At 50.1% G+C, this 15,184-nt stretch carries 12 protein-coding genes; 7 read left to right on the top strand and 5 right to left on the bottom strand.

Annotated elements, in window-relative coordinates:
• Positions 1 to 131: 131 nt before the first annotated feature.
• Positions 132 to 1,181, top strand: a complete 1,050-nt coding sequence (locus LDL70_RS17340) for a dipeptidase (protein ID WP_225688699.1) — start codon at positions 132 to 134, stop codon at positions 1,179 to 1,181.
• Positions 1,182 to 1,250: 69 nt separating this feature from the next.
• Here LDL70_RS17340 and LDL70_RS17335 read toward each other — a convergent pair whose 3' ends face one another.
• On the bottom strand, positions 1,251 to 2,336 hold the full coding sequence (locus LDL70_RS17335) for an acyltransferase (RefSeq protein ID WP_225688698.1): 1,086 nt from the start codon (positions 2,334 to 2,336) through the stop codon (positions 1,251 to 1,253).
• 427 nt (positions 2,337 to 2,763) lie between these two features.
• Between LDL70_RS17335 and LDL70_RS17330 the strand changes: the two genes are divergently transcribed.
• From LDL70_RS17330 to LDL70_RS17305, 6 genes are all read left to right on the top strand, one after another.
• Positions 2,764 to 4,194, top strand: coding sequence for an aldehyde dehydrogenase family protein (locus tag LDL70_RS17330; RefSeq protein ID WP_225688697.1), 1,431 nt, complete (start codon positions 2,764 to 2,766; stop codon positions 4,192 to 4,194).
• A 255-nt stretch (positions 4,195 to 4,449) separates the two neighbouring features.
• Positions 4,450 to 5,376: a DMT family transporter gene (locus LDL70_RS17325; RefSeq protein WP_022711990.1), complete on the top strand. Its 927-nt coding sequence runs from the start codon at positions 4,450 to 4,452 to the stop codon at positions 5,374 to 5,376.
• A 576-nt stretch (positions 5,377 to 5,952) separates the two neighbouring features.
• The gene (ugpB, locus tag LDL70_RS17320; protein WP_121993539.1) at positions 5,953 to 7,263 is read left to right on the top strand and encodes a sn-glycerol-3-phosphate ABC transporter substrate-binding protein UgpB; all 1,311 of its coding nucleotides are present in this window, start codon (positions 5,953 to 5,955) and stop codon (positions 7,261 to 7,263) included.
• 311 nt (positions 7,264 to 7,574) lie between these two features.
• A complete protein-coding gene (gene ugpA / locus LDL70_RS17315) occupies positions 7,575 to 8,456 on the top strand; it encodes a sn-glycerol-3-phosphate ABC transporter permease UgpA (protein WP_028233882.1) in 882 nt (293 codons plus the stop codon).
• A 9-nt stretch (positions 8,457 to 8,465) separates the two neighbouring features.
• The gene (gene ugpE / locus LDL70_RS17310) at positions 8,466 to 9,314 is read left to right on the top strand and encodes a sn-glycerol-3-phosphate ABC transporter permease UgpE (protein ID WP_022711987.1); all 849 of its coding nucleotides are present in this window, start codon (positions 8,466 to 8,468) and stop codon (positions 9,312 to 9,314) included.
• Positions 9,314 to 10,375, top strand: coding sequence for a sn-glycerol-3-phosphate import ATP-binding protein UgpC (locus LDL70_RS17305; RefSeq protein ID WP_225688696.1), 1,062 nt, complete (start codon positions 9,314 to 9,316; stop codon positions 10,373 to 10,375). The genes ugpE and LDL70_RS17305 overlap by 1 nt, the downstream gene beginning before the upstream one ends.
• Before the next feature lie 257 nt (positions 10,376 to 10,632).
• Here LDL70_RS17305 and LDL70_RS17300 read toward each other — a convergent pair whose 3' ends face one another.
• From LDL70_RS17300 to LDL70_RS17285, 4 genes are all read right to left on the bottom strand, one after another.
• Entirely contained in the window at positions 10,633 to 11,679 is a 1,047-nt protein-coding gene (locus LDL70_RS17300) for a polysaccharide deacetylase family protein (RefSeq protein WP_225688695.1), read from the bottom strand.
• 113 nt (positions 11,680 to 11,792) lie between these two features.
• Positions 11,793 to 12,362, bottom strand: coding sequence for a hypothetical protein (locus tag LDL70_RS17295; RefSeq protein WP_225688694.1), 570 nt, complete (start codon positions 12,360 to 12,362; stop codon positions 11,793 to 11,795).
• Between the two features lie 119 nt (positions 12,363 to 12,481).
• A complete protein-coding gene (locus LDL70_RS17290; protein WP_225688693.1) occupies positions 12,482 to 13,717 on the bottom strand; it encodes a saccharopine dehydrogenase family protein in 1,236 nt (411 codons plus the stop codon).
• 137 nt (positions 13,718 to 13,854) lie between these two features.
• Entirely contained in the window at positions 13,855 to 14,949 is a 1,095-nt protein-coding gene (locus LDL70_RS17285) for a carboxynorspermidine decarboxylase (protein ID WP_225689261.1), read from the bottom strand.
• Between the last annotated feature and the right edge of the window lie 235 nt (positions 14,950 to 15,184).

The following is a 15,184-nucleotide window of genomic DNA, read 5'->3' as shown; positions in this document are numbered from 1 at the left end:
GCAGGTGCCTCCCTGAAATCTCAGAGGAATACCGTTGCTAACGAGATGCAATAACAGGATTTAATCCGCTAAATGTTTCTGTTTGCGACATATTTTATGTCGCCAGCCAGAAAAGTAAGGTTCCCTTTCCCATGTCCAGTTCTTCAACGGCAGACAATTTCACCCCTGTCTTTGATGGCCATAATGACGTTTTGCTGCGTCTGTGGTCATCAAGCGAAGCCAATCCGGTCGACCGCTTTATTGATGGCGAAAAGGTGGGTCATATTGATCTTCCGCGCGCTAAAAAGGGCGGCCTCGCAGGCGGCCTCTGCGCAATTTATGTGCCGTCCCCTTCGATGGAAAAAGACGCAAACGGCGATTATCCGACGCCGGAACACGACAGCGCCTTAAGAATCACCCTTGGCATGGCTGCGCTTCTGGCGAAGATTGAAGCGAAGTCCGCAGGCGGCTTGAAAATCTGCCGTTCTGCCGATGATATCCGCACCGCGATGACCAATGGCGCATTTGCGTCAGTACTGCATATTGAAGGTGCTGAAGCCATCAGCGCTGATCTGGATGAACTTTATGTGCTGCATCAGGCAGGCCTGCGCACTTTGGGTCCGGTCTGGAGCCGTCCGAATATTTTCGCATATGGCGTGCCGTTCCGCTTCCCGAGCACACCGGATATCGGCCCGGGCCTCAGCGATGCGGGCAAAGCCCTGATCCGCGCCTGTAACGAGCTGAAAATCATGGTTGACCTGTCGCATATGAACGACAAAGGCTTCTGGGATATTGCAGCGATTTCCGATGCACCGCTCGTTGCCAGCCATTCCAACGTACACACATTGTGCACCCACAGCCGCAATGTGACCGAAAAACAGATGGATGCGATCAAGGAAACCGGCGGCTTGATGGGCATCAATTTCGGCGTGTCCTTCCTGCGTGCAGACGGTCAGAAAATCACGGCCACACCACTCAGCGAAATGGTTCGCCACATTGATTACATCATCAATCGTATCGGTGTTGACCATGTGGCTCTCGGCTCCGACTTTGACGGCACGACCATTCCGGATGCTCTGGGCAGCGCCGCTGATCTGCAGCTGCTGATCGCCGAATTGCGCAAAGCCGGTTACGATCAGGAAACCATCGACAAGATCGCCTATAAAAACTGGATCCGCGTCCTCGAAAAAACCTGGGCGTAAGATTGCTGCATTTATAACCGCAAAATTGAAAAAGGCCTCCGCTATACAGCGGAGGCCTTTTTCGTGATGTTAAGACGGCTGAGGCACCCGATATTGCAGCTTTGCTTTTTTACGTCCCAAACGCATAAACGGTTTCTCAATAATCAGATAAGAAATCTTCGCGCCGACAAGACTTGCAATAATAATTGCAACCACCGCCAGCGGAAAAGCCCAGCCACCCAAACCAAGCCGGTTGAAGACCGCCCAGCCCGCACCAACGACAAACATATGTGTCAGATAGAGCGAATAGGAACTGTCGCCAATTTGCACAAACAGATTACGCGGCGATAAAGTTTTGACCCAGCGATCCGTACAAAGCGCCGTTACAACAAGCAGCACGGATGCGGTCAGATAAGCAAGATTTTCGATAAACAGCGGCAACACCGTCAGATCAACACTGAACAGCAAACCTATGCTGAGCGTCACGAAAAACAACAATACCGGCAAGGAGTTGACGGAAAAATCACTCCAGAAACCGCGGCGCTGCATTTCAGCAAGCCACATACCGGCAAGAAACGGCATCAGATTAAAGTTAAGATAAAAAGCTGTGACACTGCTGTTTCGCTCAACAAAAAACGCACCTGCAATCAGCACGCCGAGTGCCAGACTCATAAAGACTGTGCGCCGCAAACTGCTCTCACACCACCAGAACAAAATAAAGATGAGATAGAAAATCATCTCATAATTGAGAGACCAGCCCGGCTTCAGCAAAGGGCGCCAGTCATCAACAGTCCCCGGCACCAATTCCGGAATAAAAGCGAGCGAGCTAAACAAATAATATGGCGTAAAACTTGTCGACTTAAACAAGCTCGGCAAATAAACCGCGCAGAGCGCAAGAAATATTGTGCAGAGCCAGTAAAGCGGCACGATGCGTATAATGCGCCGCCACAAAAAACCTGCAGGTGCGAAGTCACGCGGATGAATATAGCTGATAATAAATCCGCTGATTACAAAGAAAATTGAAACACCAAAAGCACCCAAAACGCCCAGTATCGGCGGCGGTTCATCCATCGGATGCTGTAATGTGTGCCCGATAACGACCAGCAATGCCGCCAGGCCGCGCAAGATTTGCACAGAGTTGAATTTCTCACTCTGAATAACAGTGTTTGTCTGCATTTGCCTCACCCGATCACATGTATCAAATGCACGCACAGTCCGTTGCGGCGCATTTATTGTTTTTGTTCCGGCAAGGCTCCAAGTAAAAACACATTCGATAATGCATTATTAAAATATAATTTTATAATTAAGTTAATTAATTAAATATAATTTTTAAATTGCCAAAACTATATTTCTATAATTATTCAATTTATCAATAGTCAATAGCGCAATATATACTTTAAATATAAATAATACGTATCATTACTTAATAATAATACAGAAAAACAAAGCGCAAATATCGGAAATAATTACATTGTAACGATCTTTAAGAGCGGAAAATTTCATCACCCCATGCCGTTTATGCAGTTGTAATCACGGGGTTTAGGTCTAAACTGCGCGCAAAATTTCTAAAAAACCGCATAAACAGCATGACAGGATGGGAACTATGGATCACGCGCTCAAATTTTATATCAACGGTGAATGGGTTGATCCGGCAATAAGCCCAATTACAACACTGGATGTCATCAATCCTGCAACCGAGCAGCCTTTTACCAAAATCGCAATGGGCACCGCTGCCGATGTCGATAAGGCAGTAGCCGCCGCCAAAGCCGCTTTTGAGAGCTTCTCCGTCACCACGAAAGAAGAGCGTCTCGCTCTGCTTAAGCGCATTCTCGAAATTTTCATCCGCCGCTCGGATGAAATCGGCGCCGCAATCTCGCAGGAAATGGGTGCACCGCTGGCCATGGCTAAGGCTGCACAGGCCGGTTCCGGCACTGCCCATCTGATGGAAGCAATTAAAGCCGCTGAAATTTTTGAATATGCCTATATGCAGGGCACAACCCGCGTTGTGCATGAACCGATCGGCGTGGTGGCAATGATTACGCCATGGAACTGGCCGATCAATCAGATCGCTGCCAAAGTTGCACCAGCCATTGCTACCGGCTGCACAATGGTGCTGAAGCCATCAGAAATTGCACCGGTCAGTGCCATTTTGTTCGCAGAAATCATGGATGAAGCCGGCGTGCCGAAAGGCGTGTTCAACCTCGTTCATGGTGACGGCCCGACTGTCGGCGTCGCACTTTCCGGTCATAAAGATGTGGATATGGTATCCTTTACCGGCTCTACCCGCGCCGGTGTCAGCGTTGCACAGACCGCAGCACCGACCGTAAAACGTGTACATCAGGAACTCGGCGGTAAATCCCCGAACATTATCCTGCGCAGTGCCGATCTGGATAAGGCCGTGCGTACCGGCGTCACCCGTTGCTTCGGTAATAGCGGTCAGTCCTGCAATGCACCGACCCGCATGCTGGTACCGCAGGAAGCTATGGATGATGCGATTGCAATCGCCCGCGATGCAGCAGAAAAATTCCGCACCGGCGATCCGAATTCCGCCAATACCGATCTCGGTCCGGTCGTCAGCCAGTTGCAGTTCGACAAGATTCAGGATCTGATTCAGGCCGGCATTGATGAAGGTGCGGAACTGGTAACCGGCGGCACCGGCCGCCCTGCGGAACTCAATGCCGGTTATTATGTGCGCCCGACCATCTTTGCCCGTGTCGGCCATGATATGCGCATTTCCCGCGAGGAAATCTTCGGCCCTGTTCTGTCGATGATTGGCTATGATGATCTGGATGAAGCGGTCGAAATGGCCAATGATACGGTCTACGGCCTTGCGTCCTATATTCAGGGTGACCTGAAAGAAGCGCAAGCCTTGTCCAAGCGTCTGCGCACCGGCAATGTCTATATTAATGATGCGCCATGGGACGGTGCGGCACCTTTCGGCGGCTACAAACAGTCGGGCAATGGTCGCGAATATGGCGTTTTCGGCCTGCGTGAATTTGTCGAAATCAAAGGTATCGTCGGCTTTGAAGAATAAGCACCCGCTATAGAGAGATAAGAAATAGCGCGTCCGTCAAAAGACGCGCTGTTTTATATAATTGTTTTGATATATATCACATAAAGACTGACTATCTGCCGAAGCGCGCAACTGAGAGATACTCTCTCCGATGACAAAGCATGTCGCAGGCAGCGGATCACTCAAAATACGGCCAGCATATCCTGCCAGCAGATGCCTGCACTTATGCTGCATTCTCACATATAAGGCTGCTTCATAAGGAGCGGCAGGTTAAACATGAACAAGTCACCCTCCGAAGCCGCGCCAATCAACGCAACCGGCCTGCTGCAAAGCACGCCTGAGACACAGAGAAAAGCGATTATCGCGCTTTTGCTTGGCGGGCTGCTCATCAGCTGTTCGCCTATTCTGGTGCGTTTTGCCGAAACCGGCCCGATTGTTACGGCTTTCTGGCGGCTGGCACTGGCGATTATCCCGATGCTGATCCTGAATAACCGGATGAAGCATGGTGTGGATCAGGTCAAACCGGCTTCTCTTGGTGATCTGGCAATCCTTGCCGTTCCGGGCATTCTGATCGGGCTGGAACTGGTGGTCTGGCATATTTCGCTGACCATGACATCCGTTGCCAATTCGACGCTGATTGTGAACCTGTCCCCGATTTTTGTAGCGCTTGGCGGCTGGCTGTTTCTGAAACAGAAAATCAGCCGGATTTTCATCAGCGGTCTTGTTATTGCAATTTTTGGCGTGCTGATCCTCAAAGGCGGCCCCGACCTTTCCGGCCACAGCAGCCTCAAAGGCGATGCCGTGGCTCTGGGCGCTGCCATTCTTTATGCCGCTTATATTCTGATGCTCGGCTTCACGCGCCGCCGTTTTTCCACCTCAACGATCATGCTCTGCACCACAATCAGTGCAACCCTGACTATTCTGCCGCTCGCATTGATTTTTGAAACGCAATATTTCCCGCTGACCTTGTTTGGCTGGGTTGTTGTCTGCGCCCTGGCATGGATGACGCAAGCCGCCGGGCAAAGCCTGATTACATTTGCCATTGCATGGCTGCCGGTTGCGTTTTCTTCGCTCACACTTTTGATCCAGCCTGTTGTGGCAGCAATTCTGGCATGGATCCTGCTGTCAGAACCGCTGAGTATCTGGCAGATTTGTGGCGGCCTCATCGTCATCGCCGGCATTATGCAGGCAAGGCGCGGCTGACCACTTGTCTGGACGTTTATATGCATAGACATATCAAAGCGCCCTGCAAAAACTGTGGCTGAAATACACAGGCGCAATTATTTTACGTTTTGGTCAAAAAAACTGTGAACATGACCTTGAACTTATTTAACGCTTGCTCCATATGAAGGTCACTTGCTGGCGCGCTTCCTCCCATTTCGCGCTGCAAGTGTTCCCCTCGAAGGCATCTAAATGTCTTCTTAAATTCAGCCGGGCTTTTTAGTCCGGCTTTTTTTCTGCCTGAATTATGGATTTTCCGCCCGTGAGCGGCAAAGAATCACCCTGCCCGCAGCATTTTCCCGAAATCACGAACTTTATGGCACGCAATTTTATTATCGCTTGTTTTGTGACAAACTCTTCGCCAAAATGTGTCTGCGCATAGAATTATGCGTGAATAGCTTTCGTAATTGTGCTTTTCTCTTTCGTATTAAATGTTATATGCGCTAAAACGAAAGAGCTTAATGGCAACCACGGAACTCTCGTCTGAACGGCGTACACATAACACCGGCTCAGCGATATTCCGTTTCATTGATCTTCAGGGACCTTCAGGGAGAAGTCATGTCCAAACGTCTGATGACTGTTTCAGTAGCGGCATTAACAATGTCCGTTGCATTCGCATCCAACGCATTTGCGGTTACCGAACTGCAATGGTGGCACGGTATGGCCGGCTCCAACAACGAAGTTGTTGAACAGCTCTCCAAAGAATTCAATGAAAGCCAGAGCGAATTCAAAATCGTTCCTGTTTATAAGGGCACCTATCCTGAAACTCTGAATGCGGGTATCGCTGCATTCCGCGCCAAGCAGGCACCGGCAATTCTGCAGGTTTTTGATGCAGGCAGCGGTGTGATGATGGGTGCTGAAGGCGCGGTTATGCCGGTTGCCGAAGTACTGGAAAAAGGCGGCTTCACATTTGATAAAGCCAAATACCTTGCCGGTATCACCGCTTATTATTCAAAAGCAGACGGCACCATGCTGTCCTTCCCGTATAATTCGTCTTCACCGATCCTCTATTACAACAAAGACGCCTTCAAAAAGGCCGGTCTTGATCCTGAAGTTGCGCCAAAAACATGGCCTGAAGTGTTTGAAGCAGCACGTAAGATCAAATCCAGCGGCGCAGCAGCCTGCGGTTATACCTCTACATGGCTGACATGGATCCAGACAGAAAACTTCGCTGCATGGAACAATGTTCCTTACGGCACCAATGAAAACGGCCTTGCCGGTCTGGACGTAAAACTGGAAATCAATGCGCCTCTGTTCGAGCAGCATTTCCAGGGTCTGGCTGATCTCGCCAAAGACGGCGCGTTCCGTTACGGCGGCCGCACATCGGAAGCCAAGCAGCTCTTCACTTCCGGTGAATGCGCTATGCTGACAGAATCCTCCGGTGGTCTGGGCGATGTGGTTAAATCCGGCATGAATTACGGTATCGGCCAGCTGCCTTATTATGAAGGTGAAGGTCGTCCGCAGAACACTATTCCGGGCGGCGCCAGCCTCTGGGTATTCGGCGGCAAGAGCGATGAAGAATATAAGGGCATTGCCCAGTTCTTCAACTTCCTGTCCCAGACCAAGATTCAGGCTCGCCTGCATCAGGTGTCCGGCTATCTGCCGGTAACACTGGAAGCCTATGAAGAAACCAAGAAATCCGGTTTCTACGAAAAGAATCCAGGTCGTGAAACACCAATCCTGCAGATGATGGGCAAAGAGCCGACCGCCAATTCCAAGGGCGTACGTCTCGTAAACCTGCCGCAGGTACGTGATATTCTCAATGAAGAATATGAAGCGATGCTGGCCGGTAAACAGGATGCAAAAACTGCGCTGAAAAACGCCGTTGAGCGTGGCAATGCAGCCATTGCTGAAGCTGTAAACCGCTAATACTCATAGCCGCGCATCCTGCAAAGGATGCGCGGTTTTCTTCACTCTGCATATAAACCCATCTTCAGGATTGCGTTGAGGATTGGCTTATATGTCAGGGCACATTCCGGAAAAGTCTTACCGTCTCCGGAAGCGTGTAAAACGATCAGGCAGAGTATTTCATGATGTCCGCGCAGGACGGAAATGCTCTGAGCTGACAGCACAGTCTCTGCCTGCCAAGAGCATCAGAAATTGTGTAACATTTCAAAAATCTTGCTGTGCCCCTTCAGCACCTTTTCGGTGTGTGGCGCTGCAATTTGAAGGAGATCTTTGTGCAGCGTGTTGTTTTTCCCAACAAGGTGCTACCCTATTTATTAGTTGCGCCGCAGCTCATACTCACATTCGTGTTCTTTTTCTGGCCGGCCAGTCAGGCTATTTATCAGTCGATGATGCGTGAAGATCCGTTTGGTCTGCGCAGCGCTTTTGTCGGTTTGAAAAATTTTCAGGCCTTGTTCGCCGACCCGAATTATCTGCATTCTTTCCAGATTACGATCTTTTTCAGTATTGCGACTGCTTTGCTGTCGATGGCTGTTGCCCTGTTTCTGGCAACCGCTGCGGAAAAAGTCGTGCGCAGTAAAAATCTGTACCGCACCCTGCTGATCTGGCCTTATGCCGTGGCACCAGCCATTGCCGGTATTTTGTGGCTGTTCATGTTCTCCCCTGCGATGGGAACTCTCGCTTATCTGCTGCGCAATGCCGGTTTTGACTGGGATCCGCTGCTCAAAGGCGATCAGGCGATGGCACTGGTTATCTTTGCCGCCTCGTGGAAACAGATCAGCTATAACTTCCTGTTCTTCGTTGCCGGTCTTCAGGCGATCCCGAAATCCCTGCTGGAAGCAGCGGCCATTGACGGCGCACGCGGTGTCAAACGGTTCTGGTCGATCACCTTCCCGCTTCTGGCACCGACCACGTTCTTCCTGCTGGTTGTGAATACTGTTTATGCGTTCTTCGACACATTCGGTATCATCCATGCGGTTACCGGAGGCGGCCCTGCCAAGTCCACCGAAACTCTGGTCTACAAAGTGTATAATGACGGCTTCGTCAATCTGAACCTCGGCTCCTCTGCAGCACAGTCCGTGGTGCTGATGGTGATCGTTATTGCCCTTACGGCGTTCCAGTTCCGCTTTGTTGAAAAGCGCGTGCATTATTCCTGAGGTCAGACAATGATTGAACGTAATCCCGTTACTATCGCAATCAGCCATCTGGCGCTGATTATCGGCATCATCATTGTTGCCTTCCCGATCTATTATACATTTGTGGCTTCAACCATGACGTCGGCGGAAATCCTCCGCCCTCCGATCCCGCTCTGGCCGGGTGACCACTTTATTGAAAACTACCGTGATGCGATGACCGGCGGTGTCGAACGCACCGTAGGTGTGAGCCTTGAACGCCTGCTGTTCAACTCGACAGTCGTGGCGCTGGCGATTGCCATCGGTAAGATCATCATTTCTTTCACCTCTGCTTTTGCGATTGTGTTCTTCAACTTCCGCTTCCGCATGGTGTTCTTCTGGATGATCTTCATCACGCTGATGCTGCCGGTGGAAGTGCGTATTCTGCCGACCTATAAAGTGATTGTGGATCTCGGACTGATCGATACTTATGCCGGTCTGACATTGCCATTAATGGCTTCAGCAACGGCGACATTCCTGTTCCGCCAGTTCTTCCTGACTATTCCGGGAGAGCTTGTGGAAGCAGCCCGCATTGATAATGCCGGACCGTGGCGCTTTATGAAAGACATTCTGCTGCCGCTGTCCAAAACCAATATTGCAGCACTTTTTGTTATTCTGTTCATTTTCGGATGGACACAATATCTCTGGCCTCTGCTGGTCACCAATGATGCAAAGATGAACACAATCATCATCGCATTGCGCAAAATGGTGGACTTCGCCGATGCCGCAACACCATGGCATTTTGTGATGGTGACAACGATCCTTGCGATCATCCCTCCGATCATCGTCGTGGTTCTGATGCAGCGATGGTTCGTCAAAGGTCTTGTTGAAACGGAAAAATAATGGCCCGCATTTCTCTTCAAAATGTAAAAAAAGTCTATGGCGGTCATGTCGAGACCATTAAAGGCATCTCGCTGGATATCGCCGATGGTGAACTGGTTGTTCTGGTCGGCCCGTCCGGCTGCGGCAAATCCACTTTGCTGCGCATGATTGCCGGTCTGGAAAGCATTACTTCCGGTACTGTCTCGATCGCTGACCGCGTGGTGAATGAGCTGGAACCGGCAGAACGCGATATTGCGATGGTGTTCCAGAATTATGCGCTCTATCCGCATATGACTGTGCGCCAGAATCTGGCCTATGGTCTGAAGAACCGCAATACTCCGAAGGCCGAGATTGAACAGCGCATTACCAAAGCGGCTAAAGCGCTGGAAATCGAGCAGTTTCTGGAGCGTAAACCGCGTCAGCTTTCCGGTGGTCAGCGCCAGCGTGTTGCCATGGGTCGTGCGATTGTACGTGAGCCTGCTGCGTTCCTGTTTGACGAGCCGCTCTCCAATCTGGATGCCAAGCTGCGCGTGCATATGCGTGTGGAAATCAAGCGTCTGCAGCGCTCCCTCGGCGTAACAAGCGTTTACGTAACCCATGACCAGATGGAAGCCATGACACTGGCCGATCGTCTGGTGGTGCTCAATGCCGGTCATATTGAGCAGGTCGGCACACCGATCGAGCTGTATGAAAAGCCTGCAACAACCTTTGTTGCAACTTTCATCGGTTCGCCTTCGATGAACCTGCTGTCCTGCAAAGATGCTTCCGGTAAAGATGCAACATGGATGCAGCAGCTCAGCTCGGTTGTACCGACCGGCACTGCAACTGTCGGCGTGCGTCCGGAAGGCTTTATGATTGGCACAGAAAATGCGGCCTTCACCACGGATGTGACTGTTGATGCCGTCGAACTCGTGGGTGCGGAAAGCTATGTCCATGCCCGTCTTGCAGATGACACAGCCATCATTTTCAGCGTTGCCGGACGCAGCACGATTGCAAGTGGTGAAGTGCTGAAAGTCAGCGCAACAAAATCCGCCCTCCATTGCTTCGACAAGGATGGCAACCGCATTGAACTGACCGTTTGATGTTATGAAATTGGTGATCCCGAAAGCAATTTCGGGATTATTGTCGCCGATGCCTGCGCTTGCTGGCAATCGGCGACACCATGATAATCATGCCCCCGTATGAACTCTCATGGCTACCCTGTTCGGGAATCCCAAGAAGTTTGCAATCAGATTGCTGCTTCTTTGTAAGAAGCTTAACTTTTTAATGCGCCATAATTAAATTTATAATTTTGATAGAGCACATCATAAATATTCATAATGCGGCTATCTCTAAATTATCATGTGTTTATAAAGGGAATGCCGGAAATAAGCGCCCTCACATAGCGCTTTTTCTGAAAATAGCCGTTTAATGATACGCGCGGAAATGATTGCGGATGCTGCAAACAAGCTGCATTCAGCATCGCGGGTTGCGTTGTCACAGCCACTGCAAAACCCGACTCACGCGCCGCAGCAAAAGTATTTTCACTCACCGCTGTCTTCCACCCATATGGATAGGAAAATGATTGCGGAGCCGCACCCAGCTCATCTTTCAGCCATTGTGCGGATGTTTCAATCTCATATTTCCTGCGCTGATGATCAACGCGACTGAGATTAATATGGCTCACCGTATGTGCACCAAAATGCACCAACCCGTTGTCACACTGTTGCAAGGCCCGCAATTCCGGCACGTCCATCGTCAGATCGCGCGTGAGGCGTAACGGATCAATACCACTCTGCACAGCAAGATCCGCAATATGGCTCACCGCTTCATCTTCGTCATGACTGTCGACATAACAAGCGAAGCGGGCAAAAGCCTTTGTCTTCTCCCATCGCGTTTTTAACGACAGGGTTTTGTCGCCTGCGCCGAAATCAAATGTCAGACTGTCTTTGTCACGCAGGATTTGTTCAATAACTTCCCACCACAGAATATTCTTACGTTCTGCAAAGCCCGACGTGATGTAAATTGTATAGGGGATATTATAACGCCTGAATATCGGGGCTGCGTAATCAGCATTATTCCGGTAGCCGTCATCCAGCGTAAAACAGACATAGCGCTTATTTTCAGGATTATTCGCCAGCAGCTCCGGCAAATCATGCACATGAACAGGGATCATTCCTGCCTGCAGAACTTCCTGTATCGCCTGTTCCAAAAATTGCGGCGTGACCGAGAGAATTGCGTTGGGAGAGAAATGCTGCGCGGCGTTTTCCGGCCGTACATGATGCAGCGTAAAAATCAGGCCGTTTTGAGCAGCAGACGGCAGAATTTTACCCAGATGCAGCGCGGAGATCGCATCCAGCCCTGCACGGATAACGGAGTATTTCAGCAGACGTTTTGCTTCATGCAATCCGTATATCATCCTGTCTGTCACCAGCCGAAAATATTCAAAGAAGAGCTGCGATAGTATAAGCGCATATCGCAGCTTTAAATCTTGTATATTTTACAAGCGGTAAGACCGAGTTAACGGCAGGCTCCGTTGCGCATATTTTCATAACCGGCATTGCGCGCGACACAGGCATTCGGAAATGTCTGGCTGCGGCCGTGGCTGGTGGCACAAACCGGCGCATATTCACGTGTGCAGGCGGTTTGCGGACGGTTATTACCACCCCAGTTTCCGCCACTATTGCCGCCCCAGTTCCCTGACGGGCGACCCGGTCGCATAGCTCCACTTGGATAATCCGGTCGCATAGCTCCGCTTGGATAATCCGGTCGCATAGCTCCGCCGGGACGATCAGGATGTTGCTGCCACTGCGGTGGGCGCGATTGTGACGGTCTGCACTCGCCATTGCTGATAATGCGATAGCCCTCAGCGCGTGCCTGACAGCTATTGCCCAATGTACGGGTTTTTCCGTTACGCACACCGCAGACCGGTGCATATTCCATCGTACACATTTGCGGACGATCCGGCCGGACTGGCGGGCGCTGCGGCCTGCCCTCATCAACTGAAACACTACAAGCGGAAAGCACCATCAACGCTGCCAGCGGCGCAGCAAGATGTTTTAAATGCGATAAAACAGAATAACCCATCATTGCGCCTCATTTTAACCGGACAGAACTGCCGCAATACTATCGCTCTTATAACAATGCGCAATAAAAAAGCTCAGAGACTTTCGCCCCTGAGCTTAATTTAATTCCGGAACAGATCAAAATCAGAAAATCTGACGTTCGCCCTGCTCGTCACGGATCCAAGTAGTCAGACCGATTTTGCTCATTGTGGTCAGGAACGGACGCGGATCAAGTTCTTCAACATTGACCATTGTCTTGGCATCCCACTCACCGCTCGCAACCAGCATGGCAGCCGCTACCGGCGGAACACCGGCAGTGTAGGAAATACCCTGTGAACCAACTTCATTATAGGCATCCTTATGGTCTGCCACATTATAAATGAAGACTTCACGGTCTTTACCGTCTTTGCTGCCCTTAACCAGATCACCGATACAGGTCTTGCCGGTATAATCCGGTGCCAGTGATGACGGGTCAGGCAGTACAGCTTTGACCACTTTCAGCGGAATAACTTCCAGACCTTCAGCGGTTTTAACCGGCTGTTCGGACAACAGGCCGAGATTGTTCAGCACGGTGAAGACATTGATGTAATGATCGCCGAAACCCATCCAGAAGCGCACATCCGCACCCTCGATATTGCGTGCCAGCGAATGCACTTCATCATGGCCGGTCATATAGGCCTTCTGCTTTCCGACGACAGGAAGATCATATTCCTTGCCGACTTCAAACATCTTATTGACCTGCCATTCACCCTTCTGCCACGAATAAACGCGACCGGTGAATTCGCGGAAATTGATTTCCGGATCGAAATTGGTGGAGAACCAACGGCCATGGGAACCGGCATTGATATCGATGATATCAATATCGGTGATCTTGTCGAAATATTCGTCTTTGGCCAGACGCGCATAGGCATTCACCACGCCCGGATCAAAGCCGATACCGAGAATAGCAGTAATACCTTTTTCAGCGCAAAGCTCGCGGCGCTTCCATTCATAGTTTGCATACCACGGCGGGGTCTCACAAATCTTGTTCGGTTCTTCATGGATAGCAGTATCCATGTAAGCCACGCCGGTTTCGATACAGGCCTGCAGCACCGACATATTGATGAAAGGCGAACCGACATTAATCACGATCTGTGAATTTGTCTTGGTAATCAGTGCCTTCGTGGCTTCAATATCCAGAGCATCCAGTGCATGGGCTTCCAATACGCCCTCGACCTTCATACTTTTCTTTTCACGAACGCTTGCGACCATATCATCGCATTTTGATTTCGTTCGCGAAGCAATGTGAATATCACCCAGTACATCGTTGTTCTGCGCACATTTATGCGCCACAACCTGCGCCACGCCTCCGGCACCAATAATCAGGACATTTTTTTTCATTTCACGCGGTACGCTCCATAGTAGCCTTTTCGGCATAATCACAAATTTTTCCAATGATGATTATGCACTAATCAATGATACGCCCTGTACAGATTGCTCCGCACAAAGCGCATCGGTTGCATTTTATAGTATCTGCCTCAGGAAAGGGCGGCAGCAAAGTCGTCAAAGGTAAACTCTTTGACAAGCTCTTCAGTTCCGTCGAGCTGACGGACAACGATGGATGGCATTTTAACGCCGTTAAACCAGTTCTTCTTGACCATTGTATAACCGGCCGCATCCTGAATGGAGAGACGGTCACCGATCTGCAACGGTTTTTCAAAACGGAATTCACCGAAAATATCACCGGCAAGGCAGGACTTGCCGCAGATCATGATTTCATGATCGCCTTTATTCGGCTCCAGTTTCGCGGTTTGACGATAGATCAGCAGATCGAGCATATGGGATTCGATCGAGCTGTCGACAATCGCAAGATTTTTGCCGTTGAACAACGTATCGAGCACGGTCACTTCTAACGTAGCGGATTTGGTAATCGCAGCTTCACCCGGTTCCAGATAGACCTGTACACCATATTTCTCGGAGAAAGCTTTCAAACGCGCGCAGAACTGATCCAGCGGATAGTTTTCGCCGGTAAAGTGAATACCGCCGCCGAGGCTGACCCACTTCACGCGGGAAATCAGATGGCCGAAACGCTCTTCAATAATGCCGAGCATCTCATCAAAACGCTCGAATTTATCGTTCTCACAATTGTTGTGGAACATGAAGCCCGAGACTTTATCCATCACGGTTTCGATCTTCGCAGCATCCCATTCGCCAAGACGGCTGAACGGGCGCGCCGGATCGGCCAATGAGAAGTCGGAAGTGGAAACCTGCGGATTCACGCGCAGACCACGAATGTGGTTTCGGGATACTTCTTCAAAACGGGTCAGCTGACCAATGGAATTGAAGATGATCTTGTCGCTGTTCGCGAGCACATCTTCAATTTCATCATCCGCATAGGCAACACTGTAAGCATGTGTTTCGCCGGCAAATTTCTCTTTGCCGAGGCGCACTTCATAGAGCGAAGACGATGTTGTACCGTCCATATATTCACTCATCAGATCAAACACGGACCATGTGGCAAAACATTTCAGTGCCAGCAGCGATTTCGCGCCGGACTGCGCACGCACATATTTAATCTTTTCCAGATTTGGCAGAAGTTTGGTCTTATCAATGAGGTAATACGGGGTCTTGATCGTCAATTCGTTTGTCCGGTCCGTTACTGTTACGTGTTTTGGCGGGGAAATTTATCCTGTTAACAGGAGACCGCGCGGCAAGACTGCCGGACTGCGGTAGCTTTCTTTACTGCATAATCTTCAAAATCGAAACTGATTTTATAAATTTATACAGATCGCAATATAAAAAACCTCCGTCCGCCTGTGCTTTGGGTGTCAGATTATATCTGCCTTTATATAGGGGCTTAATATGACG

The organism is Pseudochrobactrum sp. XF203 (assembly GCF_020341615.1).
GTDB lineage: Bacteria > Pseudomonadota > Alphaproteobacteria > Rhizobiales > Rhizobiaceae > Pseudochrobactrum > Pseudochrobactrum saccharolyticum.
This window is presented reverse-complemented; position numbering and strand designations above follow the sequence as displayed.